Source organism: Rhodoferax sp. MLSD5-FHT05B10, assembly GCF_058793415.1.
Genome location: NZ_JBXAFT010000012.1, coordinates 1 through 18,730 on the forward strand (window position 1 = coordinate 1; position 18,730 = coordinate 18,730).

The window sequence follows — 18,730 nt, forward strand, 5'->3', positions numbered from 1 at the left end:
GCTGGCGCATGCCTACCGCCAGGTGCGGCCCATTGACGAGGTCCTGGTGTGGGCGCGCAAGACGCCCCAGGCCCAGGCGCTGGTGGATGCCCTGAACGCCAGCGGTGTCGCCGCCCGCGTGACCGACGACCTGGCGCACGCGGCCGCGCAGGCGGACATCGTCAGCTGCGCCACGCTGGCCACCGAGCCCGTCGTGCAGGGCGCCTGGCTGCGTGCCGGCAGCCACCTGGACCTGATCGGCGGTTTCACGCCCACGATGCGCGAGGCCGACGACGCCTGCTTTGCCGGCGCACGCCTGTTTGTCGACACCGCCGAGGCCCTGCAGAAAAGCGGCGACCTGCTCGGCCCGCTGTCGCGTGGCGTGCTGTCCGCGGACAGCGTATGCGGCACGCTGCAGGACCTGTGCCGGGGCACCGTACCGGGGCGCCAGTCTCCGCTGGAGCAGACCGTCTTCAAATCGGTCGGCACCGCGCTGGAAGACCTCGCCGCCGCGGTGCTGGTATACGAAAGCCGCGCCGCCACGCAATAAAGGCCGCACCGACTGCGGTGCGCGTTTTCCCGCCGGCCCGTACACTGGCACCCTTTCGCTTTCGCGCCCGCCCATGAACCTGCTCACCCACCAACTCACCATGACGGTTCTCATGTCCCCGGACATGGCCAACTTCTCCGGCAAAGTGCACGGCGGCGCCATCCTGAAGCTGCTCGACCAGGTGGCCTACGCCTGCGCCAGCCGTTACGCGTCGCGCTATGTGGTCACGCTCAGCGTGGACCGCGTGCTGTTCCTGCAGGCCATCCAGGTTGGCGAGTTGGTCACCTTCCTAGCCAGCGTGAACTACACCGGCACATCGTCCATGGAAGTGGGTATCAAGGTGGTGGCGGAAAACATCCGGACCCAGGAAGTACGCCACGTCAACAGCTGCTTCTTCACCATGGTGGCCGTGGACGACGACGGCAAGGCCACCACCGTGCCGCCCTTGCGCCCGGATACGCCGGACGAAAAGCGCCGGTTTGCCGCGGCCTTGATGCGCAAGGAGTTGCGCCAGGAACTGGAGCACAAGTTCCGCCAGACCACGCGCGCTGCCGGCACGGTGTAGCCGCGCACAGGCACCTGCCTACAATCGACCCTCCCCTTCAATAGATTGAGATGATCGAGACTGGTATGCAGGAAAACGCCGCAGCGCACACCCCTTCCGCAGGCGATACGCCTACCGCACTGAACGAACTGCTCGGCCTGTTCGCGCTCGAATGCGCGGCGCCCGACCACTTCATCGGGCAGAGCCTGGACCTGGGATTTCGCAACCTGTTTGGCGGCCACATCCTGGGCCAGGCGCTGGTTGCCGCCGGGAACACCTGCGAGGAGCGCGACGCCCACTCGCTGCACGCCTACTTCCTGCGCGGCGGCGACCCGCTGGCCCCCATCCACTACAACGTGGACCGCATCCGGGACGGCAACACCTTCAGCGTGCGCCGGGTCACCGCGTCGCAGGGCGGCAAGCCCATCCTCATCCTGTCGTCCTCGTTCCAGGCGAACGAAGAAGGTTTCGAGCACCAGGCCACCATGCCCGAGGTGCCATCGCCCGAGTCGCTGGCCAGCCAGGCCCTGAGCAACCGCCCGGTCCCGGAACTCATCCCCACCAAAAGCGGGCCGCGCGCAGTCCCCGACCTCGCCATTGAAATCCGGCCCGTGGACCCGGTGGACCACTTCCACCCGGAGAAACAGCCCCCGATGCAGCGCACCTGGTTCCGCGCCGCCGGCACGGTGACCGGCAACCAGGCGCTGCACAAGTGTCTGCTCGCCTACGCATCGGACTTCGGCCTGCTGGGCACCTCGCTGCGCCCCCACGCGGCCAGCTACTACCAGCCCGACATGGTGACCGCCAGCCTGGACCACTCCATGTGGTTCTACCGCGACTTCCGCATCGACGACTGGCTGCTGTATGTCTGCGAAAGCCCCACGGCCAGCCATGCGCGGGGCCTGAACCACGGCAGCATCTTCAGCCGTGACGGCAAGCTGGTGGCCTGCGTGACGCAGGAAGGGCTGATCCGGCGCGTGCCCAAGAAGCCATGATCCGCATCACCGAGCTCAAGCTGCCGCTGTCGGCCGTTCCGGTGGAGGCCCGCCGCGCCGCCGACGCGCCCACGGAAACCGACCAGGACCGCGCGCCGGCGCCCCACCCCATTGCCGCCCTGACCGCGCTGGCCGCACAGGCACTGGGCATTGCTGAGACCGAGATTGCCACACTGCAGGTGTTCAAACGCAGTTTTGACGCCCGCAAGGCCGAACTGCTGGTGGTCTACATCGTGGACCTGGCGCTGGCCCACCCGGCCCGCGAGGCCGTGCTGCTTGCGCAATTCCCGAACCACCCCCACATCGGCCCCACACCCGACATGGCCTACCACCCGGTGGGCCACGCCCCGGCCGATCTGCCCCTGCGCCCGGTGGTGGTGGGCTTTGGCCCCTGCGGCATGTTCGCCGCACTGGTGCTGGCCCAGATGGGCTTCAAGCCGCTGGTGCTGGAGCGCGGCACCACGGTGCGCCAGCGCACCAAGGACACCTGGGGCCTGTGGCGCCGCAAAACCCTCAAGCCGGAAAGCAATGTGCAGTTCGGCGAAGGCGGCGCCGGCACCTTCTCGGACGGCAAGCTGTACAGCCAGATCAAGGACCCGCGCCACCTGGGGCGCAAGGTGATGGCCGAGTTCGTCCAGGCCGGCGCGCCGCCCGAAATCCTGTACGAAGCGCATCCGCACATCGGCACCTTCAAGCTGGTCAAGGTGGTGGAGAGCATCCGCAACCAGATCATTGCGCTGGGCGGCGAGGTGCGTTTTGAGCAGCGCGTGGTTGACGTGCTATTGGAAACAGAGCAGTCCACGCAGTACATATGCGGCTTGCAAGTCGAAAACATGCATGACGGCAGCCGCTACACGCTGGACGCCGACCACGTGGTGATGGCGCTGGGCCACAGCGCCCGCGACACCTTTGCCATGCTGTACCAGCGCGGCGTGGCCATGCAGGCCAAGCCCTTCTCGGTGGGTTTTCGCATCGAGCACCCGCAAAGCGTGATCGACCGCGCCCGCTGGGGCCGCCACGCCGGCCACCCCATGCTGGGCGCGGCCGACTACAAGCTGGTGCACCACGCCAGCAACGGCCGGGCGGTATACAGCTTTTGCATGTGCCCCGGTGGCACGGTGGTGGCCGCCACGTCGGAACCCGGGCGCGTGGTCACCAACGGCATGAGCCAGTATTCACGCAACGAACGCAACGCCAATGCCGGCATTGTGGTGGGCATAGACCCGCAGGACTTCCCCGGCGACGAGGCCGCCTTCGTGCAGGCCTTTGGCCCGATGGACGGCAAACGCTACGCCCAGGAAGCCGCCGCCCTGCGGGCGCAGGCAGCCCCCGGCAGCGCGGACAGCACCCACCCGCTGGCCGGCATTGCCCTGCAACGCCAGCTGGAAGCCGGTGCCTATGTGCTGGGCGGCAGCAGCTACGAGGCGCCGGGGCAGCTGGTGGGCGACTTCATTGCCGCGCGAGCGTCCAGCCACTGGGGCAGCGTGCACCCATCCTACAAACCCGGCGTGAAGCTGGGCGACCTGGCGCCCAGCCTGCCGCCCTACGCCATTGACGCCATCCGCGAGGCGCTGCCAGCCTTTGGCCGCAAGATCAAGGGCTTTGACATGGCCGACGCCGTGCTCACCGGCGTGGAAACGCGCACCTCATCCCCGCTGAAGATTCCGCGCAACGCGCAGCTGCAAAGCGTGAATGTGGCCGGCCTGTACCCGGCCGGCGAAGGCGCCAGCTACGCCGGAGGCATCTTGTCAGCCGGCGTGGATGGCATCAAGGTGGCCGAGGCGGTGGCGCGCAGCGTGCTGGGCAGCAGCACGCACCCCGACGAACGCTAGTCCAGCTCCCGGTCGGCCAGGCGGCTCTGGCGGGCCCGTTGCAGCAGCAGGGTGACCAGCACCGTTGCCGCCACCGAGCCCATCAGGTTGGGCGAGGCCATCAGCAACTGGGCCAGCCCGTTGATGGCGTCCCCGCTGACTTGCAGCACATAGTCCACCAGCGACACCACGTCGCCAGGCTGGATGGCCTGCACGTCCTCAAGGGACACGTTCTGCTCCATCCAGCCGCTGCGCGCCAGAATCTTGGCAAAAATCCCGTCGGCCACCACGGCCAGGGACAGCAAGCCCAGGGGACGCAGCAGATGCCCCAGCAGCTTGCGCTGGGTGGCCGGCGGCGCGGCGGCATACACCTTCGCGATCAGGCGGGACAGGATGCGGCTGCGCACCTGCACCGGGGCCGTGGCATAGACGTCCAGAATCAATTGATCGACCGGAACCAGCGCGCCTTGGCTGGTGGCCGCACTGGTGGCGGCGGGGTCGTACGGCTGTTGCATGCAACACCTCCTTCTGTAGGGTGCGGCCGCAGGGACCGCACGGCAACTTCAAAGACCTAGTGTGCACCCGAAGATGTAAACAAAGTGTTTACATCGTGTGAGGAAAAGTAATCTCCCAACCGGGCCCGCGCGTTCAGTCCGCGCGCTTGAACAACGCCAGCAGCGAGCCGGCCACCACGAACAGGGTGCCAAACACGCGGTTCATGGCGCGGATGTGGTACGGCGACTTCAGCGCGCCCAGCACCCGGGCGGCCAGCGCGGTGTAACCGGCCATGACCACCAGATCGGTGAAGGCCAGCGTGGCCGCAATGATGAGGTACTGGGGCAGCAGGGGGTGCGACAGCACCATGAACTGGGGCACCACCGCCAGCAGGAACACCGTGCCCTTGGGGTTGACGGCATTGATCATCCAGGCGCGCAAAATCATGGAGCGGCGGGTGACCGTGGGGCCCTCGTCGCTCTGCGCCACCATGGGCGTGGCCGGCGCGCGCCACTGGCTGATGCCCAGCCAGACCAGGTAGGCCACCCCCGCCCACTTGACCACCTGGAACGCCGTGCTGGACGCCGCTACCAGCGCCCCCAGCCCCACGCCCACCACAAGCACCTGGGTCCAGATGCCCAGCACCAGGCCGAAGGTGGTGAAGTAGCCGCGGCGAAACCCGTGGTTCAGGCCGGCGCTCATGGCCGCCACGGCGCCCGCGCCCGGCGACAGGCTGATGGCCCAGCAGGCGGCGAAGAATGTCAGCCAGGTCGCGAATTCCATGGTGCGGTCCGGTGGGGGAATCAGCCCTGCGCGCCTTGGAGCGCGGCAATGCGCGCTTCAATCGGCGGGTGGGTCGAGAACAGCTGTCCGATGCCACCGGCAATGCCCATGGCTGCCATGCTCTTGGGCAACTCGCCCGGCACCATGCCCCCCAGACGGGCCAGGGCGTTGATCATGGGCTGCTTGCGCCCCAGGAGCTGGGCCGAGCCGGCGTCCGCACGGAATTCACGCTGGCGCGAAAACCATGCCACGACGATGGCGGCGGCAAAACCCAACACGATGTCGAGCACCACGGTGGTGATCATGTAGCCGATGCCGGGGCCGGAGCGGCGCTCGTCGCCCTTGCTCAGGAAGCTGTCCACCGCGTAGCCGATGACCCGGCTGAGGAACACCACGAAGGTGTTCATCACGCCCTGGATCAGGGTCATGGTGACCATGTCGCCATTGGCCACGTGGGCAATCTCATGCCCAATGACCGCTTCGATCTCGTCCTTGGTCATGCCCTGCAGCAAGCCGGTGGACACGGCGACCAAGGCCGAGTTCTTGAAGGCCCCGGTGGCAAACGCGTTGGGCGCGCCCTCGAAGATGCCCACTTCGGGCATGCCGATACCGGCCGTGCTGGCCAGCTTGCGCACGGTCTCCACAATCCAGGCTTCGTCCGCGTTCTGCGGCTGCTCGATCACCCGCACGCCCGAACTCCACTTGGCCATGGGTTTGCTGATCAGCAGCGAAATGGTGGCGCCGCCAAAACCCATCACCAGGGCATAGCCCAGCAAGGCGCCCAGGTTGAGGCCGTTGGCCGTGAGGTAACGGTTGACACCCAGCAGGCTGGCCACAATGCCCAGCACGGCAACGACCAAGACGTTGGTCAAGACAAACAGCAAAATACGTTTCATGGTTTCCTTGCGTTGCAGCCCAGTCCACGCGGGCCGACACCGCCAATGGTAAGGTCAAACAGGCCGAATTCAAGGGTGGCTGGCGCGGGCCCGGAACACGCCGGGGTCCTGGTAGAAAGCCGGGTCGCCATTGCCCGGCCACCACCCCGGAACCCCCAGGACCGGCAGATGGGCAAAGGGCTTGCCCGCGAGCTTGTCCGCGTGCAGGTCCGCCGCCATCCAGGCGTCCAGATCCGCTATGGAATTGCTAGCAGCCTGCGCACGGTACACGTGGGCGGTGATCGGTTTTCGGGGTGCAACCAGCTTCTCCAGCAGGGCGTGGCCAAACAGCAGCAGCTGCACCTGCGCCCACTGCGGGCGCAGGGTCACGAACACCCTGTGCCAGTCCTTGACCACCAGGGCCTCCCACAGGGCATCGGGCCCCTGAAAAAAGGCAGCATTCTCGTCAAACACGGTGATGGCGTCCCGCGTGGGGCCCCGCACCGGCTGGATGCCGGAGGCCGCAATCTGCGCCGCCTGCAACTGGTTCAGACGCCGCTTGGTCTGCGGAAATTGCAGCCAGCACAGGCCATTGAAGAAGTCGTGCAGACCGTCGCGCGTGGGCACCTGCCCGGTGCGGAAAATGAACGCCTCGTAGGCCTCGCCGGCGGGCAGCACCGCCTGCGGCACGAACTGCACCGGCGCCGGCGGCACCGCGGCATTTAGCGCCGCCGCACATCCTTGCTCCATGTGCGTGGCAACCGGTTCGCCAACCCCACGCCAAGGCGCCAGCCATGGCGCACCCCAGTCAATGCGCGCGATATCCGCGACCGACTGGCTCCCCGTACTCACGCCGTCGCGAGTGCCAGGAAATGGCGCTTGTCCCGCACGCTGACCTTGGATGTCCCCTCGTCGCGCAAATCGAAAGCGGCGGTGGCCACCAGCAACTTGGTCAACGTGGCATAGCCATAATTGCGCGGATCAAACGAGGCCCGGTTGCTCAGGTGGGTTCCAACCGCCCCGACTTTCGCCCAGCCGTCCTCATCCTCACACGCAATCACCGACGTACGCAACAGGCCCAGCAATTTGGCATCCTTGCGCAACTGATCCGTTGGCACGCGCAGCGGTTGTGCAGCCTTGGCCGGCAGCGCGCTCGGATCCGTCGCTGCCACGGTAACTGCCGCGACAGCGGCTTCCCCCAGATCACCATTGCCCAACCGATCCAGATACAGGAAGCGGGAACATGCGTTGACAAAGGGTTCCGGCGTTTTCTGTGCGCCAAAGCCATAGACCGCTGCACCCTTCGCGCGCAGGTGCATCACCAATGGCGTGAAGTCCGCGTCCGACGACACAATCCCGAAAGCGTCTGGCCTGTCGGTGTAGAGCAGCTCCAGCGCATCAATGACCATTGCCATGTCGCTGGCGTTTTTACCCTTGGAGTAATCAAACTGCTGCATGGGGCGAATAGCGTGCTCATGCAATTTCTCTTCCCAACCCTTGAGTTCACTTTTCTTCCAGTTGCCATAGGCGCGGCGCACATTGGTTACACCAAACGTGGAAAGCTCTGTGAGGATGACATCGATTTTTGACGCAGGCGAGTTATCTGCATCGATCAACAGCGCAATGCGTGCCTCGGTCCTTTGCCCGTCACGCGCGCTCATACCAGTCTCCACGGCAAGGATTCACCGGCGCACAGGGGTTTGAGCTGGGCCTCGCCAAAGGCAAAACTCTCGGGCATGGTCCAGGCCTCGCGGCGCAGGGTGATGGTGCCGGTGTTGCGCGGCAGGCCGTAGAAGGCGGCACCGTTGAAGCTGGCAAAGGCTTCCAGCTTGTCCAGTGCGCCAGCGGCGTCAAAGGCCTGGGCGTACAGCTCCATGGCATTGAACGCGGTGTAGCAGCCGGCGCAACCGCTGGCATGTTCCTTGAGGTGTGCCGGGTGCGGCGCACTGTCGGTGCCCAGGAAGAACTTGCTGGAGCCGCTGGTGGCGGCCTGCACCAGGGCCAGGCGGTGCGTCTCGCGCTTCAAGACCGGCAGGCAGTAGTAGTGCGGGCGGATGCCGCCGGTGAAGATGGCGTTGCGGTTGTAGAGCAGGTGGTGCGCCGTAATGGTGGCACCCGTGAAGCGGTCGGCCTCGGCCACGTACTGCGCGGCTTCGCGCGTGGTGATGTGCTCGAACACGATCTTCAGTTCGGGAAAATCCTTGCGCAAAGGAATGAGCTGCGTGTCGATGAACACCGCTTCGCGGTCGAACAGGTCGATGTCGGGCGAAGTCACCTCGCCGTGCACCAGCAGCGGCAGGCCGGCGCGCTGCATGGCTTCCAACGTCTTGTAGGTCTTGCGCAGGTCGGTCACACCGGCATCGCTGTTGGTGGTGGCACCTGCGGGGTAGAGCTTGAGGGCCACCACCCCGGCGTCCTGGGCGCGCGCAATTTCATCCGCCGGCAGGTTGTCGGTGAGGTACAGCGTCATCAGCGGCTCAAAAGCCACCCCGGCCGGCACGGCCGCCTGGATGCGGGCCCGGTAGGCCACGGCCTGGGCCGCGGTGGTTACGGGCGGGCGCAGGTTGGGCATGATGATGGCGCGTCCGAATTGGGCGGCCGTGTGGGGCACGACGGTGCGCAGGGCGTCGCCATCGCGCACATGCAGGTGCCAGTCGTCGGGTCGGGTCAGGGTCAGTTCGTTCATGCCCCTATTGTCCCAAAAGCCGGGCTGCGTGGTTTTTTACTTGCGGGCGGACGCGGCCACCAGGTAATCCCACAAGGCCTGCGCGCTGCTCTTGTGCGCCCGCGCGGCTCCGCGTTGCGACTCCCGGGCCACGGGTTTCTCGCGGTAGACGCGGATGTCCATGGTGATCTGCAGCCCCGCCATGTCGGGCGGCAGGGCGCTGACCAGCCGCTTGGTGCGCAGCTCCTTCTTGACGGCGCTGTGCGGCAGGAAGGCGACACCGTGGCCTTCGAGCGCCATGGCCTTGAGGCCTTCGGCCATGTCGGTTTCGTACACCCGGTCGAAGTGGATGGCGGTGCCGGACTGCTTGAGGATCAGGTCCACCATCTGCCCCAGGTAGGCCCCGGGCGCGTAGCCCAGGTACGGCAGCGGGTGGCCCACCCTTCCCGGCAGCTGGAACAGCGGAGCGCCGTTGGCATCGGGCTTGACGTAGGGCGCCAGCGTCTCCTCGCCCAGGCTCACCATTTCGTAGCGATCGGCATCCAGCTGGAAGGGCTGCGAGGGGTGGTGGTAGGCAATCAGCAGGTCGCAGCTGCCCTCCACCATGCGCATCACGGCGTCGTGCACGTTGAGCGCAATCAGCCGGCTCTTGATGGGGCCGAAGGTCTGGCGCAGGGACGACACCCAGGCCGGGAAAAAGGTGAACGCCAGCGTGTGCGGCACCGCGAACTCGATCACATCCAGCCCGGCCGTGGTGTGGCCGCGCAGCATGGCGCGCGTGCTCTGCAGGGCTTGCAACACCTCCAGCGACTGGTCGTACAGGGTCTCACCGGCCGGGGTAAGGCGCGTGGGATAGCTGCTGCGGTCCACCAGATCGGTGCCGGCCCAGGCTTCCAGCGACTGGATGCGCCGCGAGAACGCAGGCTGCGTCACGTGCCGCAGCTGGGCCGAACGGCTGAAGCTGCGGGTTTCAGCCAGCGAGACAAAATCCTCAAGCCATTTGGTTTCCATGGCCTAAATTATGCGCGGAATGCATGGAGGCGAGTGCTGCACCGAGTTGGAAGCAGACCCTTGGAATTGAGATGGGTTCAGACTGGTAGTGGTCTTGCAAAACGCTTCTAAGCAAGCGTTCCGCTGGATGCCCGAATACGACCCGAAGCGGAAATCCGCAGCATCTGTCACATTGCCAAATAGCGGACATGCCGGCACATGGTACCGCGCGTATGCGATGGACGACTGAAAAGTAGCCTTTGCCGTCGCTGGTAGATTGGTCTGTCAATGAGCGACGTCACTCAAATTGAACCTTCAACTTGTCCTTGTAGACGCGCAGGCGAAGTGCTGCGCGATCGATGAAATGCTCGTACAGCAAGACCTCACTGTACAACTCCCCATAGACACGGTTGGTCTCATCATCGACCAGTTTGTCGCTTCGGAAATACCCTTTACCGTTGGCAAATCGCGTATACCCAGGAGTCATTCTGGAAGGGTCCAATGTGCAGCCAATCAAATAGCCATAGAACTTCCTAATACGACCGTTGGACTTTGCGGCCAAAAGGCGAGCATATTGCGCCAAATCTGGGATGTGCTCTTGAATCCCAACGTCTGGCGCCTTGAACTCAATAATGATTGCTGCCCCCTCATTTGTGAAGATCGCGATGTCAGGTCGTTTGCCTTCGTGAGTCTTATTATTGAATGCAAATAGCTTTCCCAAACTCTCATCGATATCGGCTTCAAATAGATTCTCCGCATCAGACCATTTGATAGTTTTGAGAGACTTGTCAGGAGCGATGTACTCAAAATATTGGTACTCCTCGTTGAGGAGCCAGATATCGTGGTCGGCCGTCTCTGTGGAGTCCTTGCCCATTGGGAAGAAAATATTGTGAATGATGCGCTCATTCTCATTCCGCTTTCCCGGCTCCTCAACTTGGCACGTAAGCAACCCTCCAACGGCAAGACCGAGTACTTCGATCATTGCACTCCGACGGACAACCAACTGAGATAGGTTGGTCATATCCATCTTTTTGATGGAGCTGGCGTACTTCCAAGAGAGTTCGCTGACCTTGCTTCGAAAATCTGCTGAGCGAGGATCAAGTTGAAGAAGCTCATCCTTGATTTTGAAGAGTTTGGAGGTATCTCCAACGATGTCATCTTGCAGTTTTTTCAAAACCCGGCGCGCAATGTTTTCTTCGTTGTCTCCGTAGTGGATTTTGACGTTTGTTCCCTCAATCATTTGCCGAGTAATGCCGAATCTTTGCTCGGTAGATTTGACCAATATGTCCTTGTCAAAATCGCTTGGTGTGATGATTTGAAAAACATAGTCTTCCAGCGATTCGACGACATCATCTAGCGAGAACTCCTCCAACAGAGTTTCATTGTCAGTGCAGGCGAATGGGATGTCGAACCCATCTCGCTGCTGGTTGACCTTCTCCTCGAGGAGTTCACCCTCCACAAGGAGCAGCTCGAAGTTTCCGGCAGTTGCGCGCTTGCGTTCATTGGCATTGCGCAAGTAGCGCTTCGTGATCAACTGCACCACCGCCGAGTTGGCACAGAGGGCTATCTCATGCCGAAAATTCGGAAACTCACTTTCTGGGAACGAGTACCTAGTCACTCTCAATTTCGGTCCGATTCGAAACTCCTTCGAGTGCATACACGTGAGAGGGATTTCCGCGACTTGCCCGATAGGTTCCGGCAGATCTCTCCCCTCAATCGTTTTCGTGGCGGAGATATCCCCTTGGCTTGAAGTGACTTCAATTTTGAAATCCCCAATCAGCTTCTTAAGGATGATGAGCCGTTGCAGTAGGGCGGTGTATAGGTGGGCGGAGACTGCCGACGCAGAGAAGACTTCGGGTATGGAGCATCGTTCCGCTTTTTGTTCAGCCGTGAGCGTGTTCTGCCGCCAACTCTTTAGTGTGAAAGAAGTCTGGACTTCCGCACCATCGGCCGGAGTGGTGTTAAACGAATTTTCGGAGATTTCGCGGGTCGATTCATCTACCTGCAGTGTTCTCCTTACGATACTGCCGGATCGCTCGATGACACTATCAATTGACAGTCGGTCAAAGTGGTGAAAGAACTGAATGCGGCCAGCGCCCTTGCACTTACCAATACCTGGGATTTGTAATTGGTCCTTGTACGTCGAATCTTTGGTAACAAAGGCCTTAACCTCATCATCTCCAAAGCCAGCGCCGTTGTCCGCGCAATAGATCTCGACGCCAAATTGAGCGCCAAACAAATCGGCGTCGATTATCTTGATGTCGATCTTCATCAAGAATGGCGGTGCGGTGCTGCCCCTGCTCTTGCGAATTAAATAGGAGTCGATGGCATTCGATAGCATCTCCTCGAATGCAACGTAATCACTGTGATTGATGGCAGTGTTCTTGAGCCCCCCGCGGATATCAAGCGTCATAAGGTAGGTTCTCGCTATCTAAATGTTTCCACGTCTGACGCGACGTGCGCACTTCTCCAAAGGCACTTTGCGAATTGGCTACGGCATGAGCTTTACAGCCTGGGTTGCGCAACTTGCCGAGCAACATCATCGCTGGCTTGGGTGTCTATCAATAGTCACTGGGGTTAAAGTTTCCGCTAGGGCTGTGCATGTGTCGGGTTCAAATGCATAGCAATTTATCTAGGACTTTACCCGAATGCAGACATTAGTCGAAGACCGCTTTTGGCCCACTGTGGTCCAAACCGCGACTTTGAATCCCGGCCAACGGACCACCCGCAGAGTTTGGGACATTGGCCTCCGCCGATTTCTGGGCATTTGACAGCATGAGGCGGGGGACAATGCCCCAAACCCTGTCTCGCGCAGGCCAAAGCACTACTAAATCAATAGCACTTCACGCGCATTACACGGCTACTAGCGCGCCATTTCACCCTCAACCACGTCCCCACCCTGCTGTTGCAGCGCCCACATCTCGGCATAGCGCCCCTGCGCCGCCAGCAGCGCGGTGTGGTTGCCGCGTTCGATGATGCGCCCGGCTTCCATCACCAGGATTTCGTGCGCGTCCACCACCGTGGACAGGCGGTGGGCGATGACCAGCGTGGTCTTGTTGCGGGCCACGCTGTTGAGCTCGGCCTGGATGGCGCGTTCGTTGGCCGAGTCCAGCGCCGAGGTGGCTTCGTCAAAGATCAGGATGGGCGGGTTCTTGAGCAGGGTGCGGGCAATGGCCACGCGCTGCTTCTCGCCGCCCGAAAGCTTGAGCCCGCGCTCGCCCACCATGGTGTCGTAGCCGGCGGGCGTGGCCGCGATGAAGGCGTGAATGTGGGCCGCCTTGGCCGCCTCCTCCACCTCGGCGCGGGAGGCGCCGGGTTTGCCGTAGGCGATGTTGTACTCCACCGTGTCGTTGAACAGCACCGTGTCCTGCGGCACGATGCCGATGGCCTGGCGCACGCTGGCCTGGGTGACCTGTTTGATGTCCTGCCCGGCAATGGTGATGCGGCCCTGCTGCACGTCGTAGAAACGAAACATGAGCCGCGCCAGGGTGGACTTGCCCGAGCCCGAGGGCCCCACCACGGCCACCGTCTTGCCGGCCGGAATCTCGAACCGGATGTGGTGCAGGATGGGGCGCGACGGGTCGTAGGCAAAGCTCACGTCGTCAAACACCACGGCAGGTGTGCCGGCCAGCTGCAGCGCCGGGGCATCGGGCGCATCAGCAATCTCGCGTTCGCGCTCCATCAGGGTGAACATCTTTTCCAGATCGGTCAGGCTCTGCTTGATCTCGCGGTAGATCACGCCCAGGAAATTCAGCGGAATGTAGAGCTGGATCATGAAGGCGTTGACCATGACCAGGTCGCCCAGCGTCATGCGCCCGTCGACCACGCCCTGCGTGGCCCGCCACAGCATGGTGACCAATGCCACGGCAATGATGAGCTGCTGGCCAGTGTTGAGCACGGACAGTGTGGTCTGGCTCTTGACGGCGGCGCGGCGGTAACGCTCCAGGTTGTCGTCGTAGCGCCGGGCCTCGAACTCTTCGTTGTTGAAATACTTGACGGTCTCGTAGTTCAGCAGCGAGTCGATGGCGCGGCTGTGGGCGGACGAGTCCAGCTCGTTCATCTTCTTGCGGAACTGTGTGCGCCACTCGGTGACCGTGATGGTGAAGACGATGTAGACCGCCAGCGCCACGATGGTGATCCAGGCAAACCACACGTCGAACTTGACCGCCAGCAGGGTCAGAACCAGGGTCACCTCGATCAGCGTGGGGATGATGCTGTAGAGCGAATAGCTGATGAGGGAATGCACGCCGCGCGTGCCGCGCTCGATGTCGCGCGTCATGCCGCCCGTCTGGCGCTCCAGGTGGAAGCGCAGGCTCATGGCGTGCAGGTGGCGGAACACCTGCAAGCTGATGGAGCGCGCCGCCCCTTCAGTGGCCTTGGCAAACACCAGTTCGCGCAGCTCGGTAAACAACGAGGTGGACAGGCGCAAGGCACCGTAGCCCAGCAGCAACGCCGCCGGGACCACCAGCACCGCCACCGTGTCACCCGGCTTCACCGCCAGGGCGTCGACCAGGTTCTTGAGCAACAGTGGCACGCCCACGTTGGCCAGCTTGGCCCCCACCATGAAGGCCAGCGCCGCCACCACGCGCCACTTGTAGATCCACAGGTAGGGGAACAGGCGCTGCAGGGTGGTCCAGTCGGACTTGGGCGGGGTGGCCGCACCGGGCGAAACCGGGGCAATAGCCGCTGCGTGGTGACCATTGGGGCGCATGGGCGACAATTCTCTGAGTTATTTCAGGAGGATTGTGCCCATGTCTACCAATACCAGCCCCACAGGCATCCAATTACCCACTGACGAGGCTCTGGTGCTCAAGGTGATTCCCATGCCGGCCGACTGCAACGCCAACGGCGATATCTTCGGCGGCTGGGTCATGGCGCAGGTCGACCTGGCGGGCTCGGTGCTGCCCGCACGCTACACCCAGGGGCGCATGGCCACGGTAGCGGTGAACGAGTTCATCTTCAAGCAGCCGGTGCGGGTGGGTGACATCCTGAGCTTCTTCTCCAAGGTCAGCCGCATTGGCCGCACGTCCATCACCGTGAAGGTGGAGGTCTACGCCGAGCGCTTCACCGCGCAGGGCCAGTACATCAAGGTGACCGAGGCCACGCTCACCTATGTGGCCATTGACGACAACGGCAAGCCGCGCGAAATCTCAAAGACGGCGGTATAAGGCAGCGCCCGACGTCAACGGCCGCCCACGCATTCGAGTTCAAACAGCGGCACCTCGGCCTTGTGGCTCAGCCACACGCCGCCGCCCAGCTCGGTGAACCCCTCCGACAGGCCACGCCGGTACAACTGCGCCCGGTGACGGAACAGGCGGGGGTCGGTCAGTTCCTCGTCGAGGGTGCCGCGCTCATAGTCCTCACGCGCCACGGCTTCCACATACAGCGCGCCACGGCTCAACGTGCCCAGGTTGCGCAGCGCCCGCTGCAGATCTACCGCACTCAGGTAGGGCAGAACCCCCTGGCAGACCACCAGGTCATACGGATCGGCAGACGAATAGTCCACCACCGATCCGCGCTCCCAGCCGTAGCGTTCGCACAGAAATGCGCTGTACTCCACGCCGTGGTAAGTGGCGTCCGGGAAGTGCCTGGCCAGCGGTTCACGCCACAGGCCGATGCCACAGCCCACATCCAGCACCCGCTTGACGGGTACGCGCAGGTACTTGAGGTAGCTGCATACAAAAGCGCCCAGCCGCTGGACGTGCTCGGGGTCGACCACACTGGTTTTTTTGTCGAAGTAGTAGCGCTGGTAGTACGCCTCGTCAAACCACTGGTCACTTGCTGATTGCACGCCGATTCCTTCTTGCTGTTGCACCCCACCGTGGGGGCGCCTGCCGGGAGTATGGCGCACCAAGCCCCAAACAGAGCCCGGAGCCAGCCTTGCGGCTAGTCCACCACACCCAATGCCGGGCCGTGAAACTGGTAGCCGCTGGCGGCGTGCAACTCCCATGCGCCCTCGCCGAGCAGCCGCAGCACATGGGTGTGGTGGCGCAGCACGGCAGCGCGGTGGGCGATGCTGACCAGGGTGGTTCCGCCGCTGCGCAGGCGTTCATACAACGCGTTTTCGTTGGCGTCGTCCAGCGCGCTGGTGGCTTCGTCGAGGATGGCGATGCGGGGCCGGTGCACCAGCACGCGCCCGAAAGAGATGCGCTGCTGCTCGCCCACGGACAGCAGCTTCTCCCAGTCATGCACGGCGTCCAGCCCGCCCACGCGGTCAGCCAGCTCGGCCATGTGCACTTCCTCCAGTATTTCCAGTAGCCGCGCATCGCTCAAGCCGGACTCTGCGCTGGGGTAAATGAGCTGGCTGCGCAGGGTGCCGACCTGCATGTAGGGCTGCTGCGGCAGGAAGAAAACGTCCTCCAGCGGCGGGTGACGGACCACGCCCGTGCCAGACCGCCACAGCCCCGCAATCGCCCGCAACAGCGAGCTCTTGCCGCAGCCGCTGTCGCCGGTGATCAGCAGGCCATCGCCCGGCTTCAGGGTCAGGCTCAGCTCCCGGATCAACACCCGTTCGAACTGCGGCGTGTACAGCGTGAGCGACTCCAGCGCCAACTGCTCGCCCAGCCGGGTCTGGATCTGCGGGTGCTGCGCATCCGCAGCGGGCCTGGACGCCGGATCGACCAGCACCAGCCTGGACAGCGCCTGCAGGCGGTCTATGCCCGCCACAAACCGGCTCAGGCTCTCAAAGTTATCAACGATCAGCGCCACGGCCCCGAGCACGGCGGCAAACGCCCCGGCTGCCTGCACGGCCCGGCCGACCTCCAGCCGGCCCGACAGCACGCCATCGGCCAGGATCACGCTGGGAATCACCAGCGTGAGCTGGTTGAAGCCGCGCTGAAACATGTTGAGCGAGCGCTGCTTGCGGATCAGCCGCGCAAAGTTGGCAAACACCTTGCCGAACTTGCTGTCGATCTGCGCGCGCTCCTGCGCCTCCCCGCGATAAAAGGCGATGGATTCGGCGTTCTCGCGCAGGCGCATCAGACCGAAGCGGAAATCGGCCTCGCGGCGCAGCTGCCAGAAATTCAGCTGGATCAGCGGCGCGCCGAACACGTACAGCGCAACCACCGTGCCCACCAGCGCGTAAACCGCCAACACGCCGACCAGCAGATGCGAGATCGACCACAGCACGGCGCTGAAGGCCACCAACTGCATCATCGAACCCAGGAAGATGAGCAGGAAGTGGATGGACCGGCCGGTGAAGGTGTTGATGTCTTCGCTGATGCGCTGGTCGGGGTTGTCGATCTCGCCGCCGGAGCCCAGCTCGTAGTACTTGCGGTTCTGCAGGTAGCCGTCCAGGAAGCGGCCGGTGAGCCAGCGCCGCCACTGGTTGGCGAAGGCATCGCGCATGTAGTAATAAAAGGCGTAGATCGGCACCGCGAACACCAATATGCCCAGGCAGGCCCACACCGATTTCCAGAACCGGTCGGCATCGCGGCCGGCCAGTGCCGAGGTCATCTCGCCACTCTGGTCGTTGAGCATCACCGCCAGCTGGGTTTCGGCCAGCATCAGGGCAATCAGCAGGGCCAGCAGGGTCCACGCTGCCTTCTTCTGGTCTTCCTGCCAGTACGGTTTTGCCACATGGACGAACTGCTTCCACGCATCCAGGGTCAGCGGAGACGGGCGGCGTCGTTTTTTGGGTCCGGGCGGCGCGGCCGAGGTTGCAGAGGTGGGCATGGTTCGTATTCAGTAAGGCAAAGGCTCTGCCGCCAAGATACTCCAGAAATGCCCACCCCGGTTTCGGGCGCGTTGGTGCAGCCGCATTTTTTTTTGCGCCGCACTCTTTATCCAAAGGCGGGGGTCGCCTCACAAGGCAATGCCTTCAATGCGCTTGATCGTTCTATTTGAAGACTGTTCTTACAGGCTGGCATGATCCACAGGCGTCCGGCTGTGAATAGTGTCGGAAACCAACAATGCGTGAGCGCTCAGCCTTCAATGCAATACGGCCATTCGCAAACGCCGCAAGTGCCGCGTCTGAGACAACTGCCGCGGCTTCTCGTAGGGCAGTAAGCTGCGATCACTTGATGCTGATAACGACCTTCCCTTTGGCCCGACCGGACTCGACGTAGGCCAGGGCCTCGTTGGTGGAATCGAAAGGAAATACCTTGTCGACAACCGGATGGATCGCGCCCGCCTCGATGAGACGCGTGATGTCGCGCAACTGGCTGCCGCTGGCCTTCATGAAGAGAAAGGAATAGTCGATACCCAGCCTGCTTGCCCTGCGCCGCACACCGGCACTCAGCAGCCGGATAACCACCTTCACGAAGCCCGGCGCCGTGATCTGCTGACCAAACGCCGGATCGGCTGGCCCGGAGATGGAGACGAGCTTGCCGCCACACTTGAGCACGCGCAGGGACTTTTCCAGTGCGGCGCTGTCCTGGCTGTGCAACACCACGTCGTAGTCGCGCAGATGCTCTTCAAAGTCTTGCGTCTTGTAGTCAACGACAACATCCGCTCCCAGGCGCTTCACGAGCGCCACGTTGGCCGAACTCGTTGTGGTGGCAACCGTGGCACCAAGATGCTTGGCCAATTGAATTGCGAAGGTGCCCACGCCGCCCGAGCCGGCCTGGATGAAGACCTTCTGTCCTTTCTTCAGCTTGGCCACCTCGACCAGCGCCTGCCACGCGGTCAGGCCCACCAGAGGGATGGAGGCCGCCTCTTCCATGGTGAGCCCCTGGGGCTTGAGCGCCAGCGATGCCTCCTTGATCGGAACCAACTCGGCGAAGCTTCCGATGCGGAAGTCATCGGGCCGCGCATAGACCGCGTCGCCCGGCTTGAACTGCCGCACGTGCGCGCCCACCTTGACCACCACACCGGCCACATCGTGACCCAGGATCAGCGGCATGCGATAGGGCAGGATGAGCTTGAATTCCCCAGCCCGAATCTTGGAGTCCAACAGGTTCACGCCAGCAGCATGCACCTGCACCAGGACTTCGTCGTCGCGCAATTCAGGCTCTGGCACGTCTGCCAAGCGCAATGCGCGCTTCTTCCCATAGCCGTCAAGAACAAATGCTTTCATGGTGGTTCCTTGTGTGTTTCTTAGTGA

16 protein-coding genes and 1 pseudogene are annotated in these 18,730 nt (G+C 63.2%); 5 read left to right on the forward strand and 12 right to left on the reverse strand.

Annotated features, from left to right (window positions below):
• The 4 genes and pseudogenes from AC1Q5W_RS15205 to AC1Q5W_RS15220 all read left to right on the forward strand — a co-directional run.
• A pseudogene (locus AC1Q5W_RS15205) lies at positions 1 to 529 on the forward strand (bifunctional Delta(1)-pyrroline-2-carboxylate/Delta(1)-piperideine-2-carboxylate reductase); the annotation flags it as partial.
• Between the two features lie 73 nt (positions 530 to 602).
• Positions 603 to 1,094: an acyl-CoA thioesterase gene (locus AC1Q5W_RS15210; protein WP_492644195.1), complete on the forward strand. Its 492-nt coding sequence runs from the start codon at positions 603 to 605 to the stop codon at positions 1,092 to 1,094.
• A gap of 50 nt (positions 1,095 to 1,144) precedes the next feature.
• Complete coding sequence (locus tag AC1Q5W_RS15215) at positions 1,145 to 2,068, forward strand: acyl-CoA thioesterase (protein WP_492704240.1); 924 nt, start codon at positions 1,145 to 1,147, stop codon at positions 2,066 to 2,068.
• Entirely contained in the window at positions 2,065 to 3,900 is a 1,836-nt protein-coding gene (locus AC1Q5W_RS15220; RefSeq protein WP_492644197.1) for an NAD(P)/FAD-dependent oxidoreductase, read from the forward strand. Before AC1Q5W_RS15215 ends, AC1Q5W_RS15220 begins: the two co-directional genes overlap by 4 nt.
• Here the strand turns inward: AC1Q5W_RS15220 and AC1Q5W_RS15225 are convergent.
• The 9 genes from AC1Q5W_RS15225 to AC1Q5W_RS15265 form a co-directional block, all read right to left on the reverse strand.
• Complete coding sequence (locus AC1Q5W_RS15225) at positions 3,897 to 4,394, reverse strand: hypothetical protein (protein ID WP_492644198.1); 498 nt, start codon at positions 4,392 to 4,394, stop codon at positions 3,897 to 3,899. The genes AC1Q5W_RS15220 and AC1Q5W_RS15225 overlap by 4 nt on opposite strands.
• Positions 4,395 to 4,527: 133 nt before the next feature.
• Positions 4,528 to 5,157, reverse strand: a complete 630-nt coding sequence (locus tag AC1Q5W_RS15230; protein ID WP_492644199.1) for a LysE family transporter — start codon at positions 5,155 to 5,157, stop codon at positions 4,528 to 4,530.
• A 20-nt stretch (positions 5,158 to 5,177) separates the two neighbouring features.
• The gene (gene htpX / locus AC1Q5W_RS15235; RefSeq protein ID WP_492644200.1) at positions 5,178 to 6,053 is read right to left on the reverse strand and encodes a protease HtpX; all 876 of its coding nucleotides are present in this window, start codon (positions 6,051 to 6,053) and stop codon (positions 5,178 to 5,180) included.
• A gap of 69 nt (positions 6,054 to 6,122) precedes the next feature.
• Positions 6,123 to 6,782 carry a DUF3025 domain-containing protein gene (locus AC1Q5W_RS15240; RefSeq protein WP_492704242.1) on the reverse strand — a complete coding sequence of 220 codons (660 nt, stop codon included), beginning with the start codon at positions 6,780 to 6,782 and terminating at the stop codon, positions 6,123 to 6,125.
• Positions 6,783 to 6,880: 98 nt separating this feature from the next.
• The gene (locus AC1Q5W_RS15245; protein WP_492644202.1) at positions 6,881 to 7,693 is read right to left on the reverse strand and encodes an NYN domain-containing protein; all 813 of its coding nucleotides are present in this window, start codon (positions 7,691 to 7,693) and stop codon (positions 6,881 to 6,883) included.
• On the reverse strand, positions 7,690 to 8,718 hold the full coding sequence (pyrC, locus tag AC1Q5W_RS15250) for a dihydroorotase (RefSeq protein ID WP_492644203.1): 1,029 nt from the start codon (positions 8,716 to 8,718) through the stop codon (positions 7,690 to 7,692). The genes AC1Q5W_RS15245 and pyrC overlap by 4 nt, the downstream gene beginning before the upstream one ends.
• Positions 8,719 to 8,754: 36 nt before the next feature.
• Complete coding sequence (locus AC1Q5W_RS15255; RefSeq protein ID WP_492644204.1) at positions 8,755 to 9,708, reverse strand: LysR substrate-binding domain-containing protein; 954 nt, start codon at positions 9,706 to 9,708, stop codon at positions 8,755 to 8,757.
• Positions 9,709 to 9,985: 277 nt separating this feature from the next.
• Positions 9,986 to 12,100, reverse strand: coding sequence for a hypothetical protein (locus AC1Q5W_RS15260; protein WP_492644205.1), 2,115 nt, complete (start codon positions 12,098 to 12,100; stop codon positions 9,986 to 9,988).
• A 450-nt stretch (positions 12,101 to 12,550) separates the two neighbouring features.
• A complete protein-coding gene (locus AC1Q5W_RS15265) occupies positions 12,551 to 14,398 on the reverse strand; it encodes an ABCB family ABC transporter ATP-binding protein/permease (RefSeq protein ID WP_492644206.1) in 1,848 nt (615 codons plus the stop codon).
• 40 nt (positions 14,399 to 14,438) lie between these two features.
• Between AC1Q5W_RS15265 and AC1Q5W_RS15270 the strand changes: the two genes are divergently transcribed.
• A complete protein-coding gene (locus AC1Q5W_RS15270; protein WP_492644207.1) occupies positions 14,439 to 14,855 on the forward strand; it encodes an acyl-CoA thioesterase in 417 nt (138 codons plus the stop codon).
• 14 nt (positions 14,856 to 14,869) lie between these two features.
• On the opposite strand, the gene AC1Q5W_RS15275 is transcribed toward AC1Q5W_RS15270, so the two are convergent.
• The 3 genes from AC1Q5W_RS15275 to AC1Q5W_RS15285 form a co-directional block, all read right to left on the reverse strand.
• Entirely contained in the window at positions 14,870 to 15,478 is a 609-nt protein-coding gene (locus AC1Q5W_RS15275; protein ID WP_492644208.1) for a class I SAM-dependent methyltransferase, read from the reverse strand.
• 95 nt (positions 15,479 to 15,573) lie between these two features.
• Entirely contained in the window at positions 15,574 to 17,361 is a 1,788-nt protein-coding gene (locus AC1Q5W_RS15280; protein ID WP_492644209.1) for an ABC transporter ATP-binding protein/permease, read from the reverse strand.
• 340 nt (positions 17,362 to 17,701) lie between these two features.
• Positions 17,702 to 18,703, reverse strand: coding sequence for an NADP-dependent oxidoreductase (locus tag AC1Q5W_RS15285; RefSeq protein WP_492644210.1), 1,002 nt, complete (start codon positions 18,701 to 18,703; stop codon positions 17,702 to 17,704).
• Positions 18,704 to 18,730 lie beyond the last annotated feature (27 nt).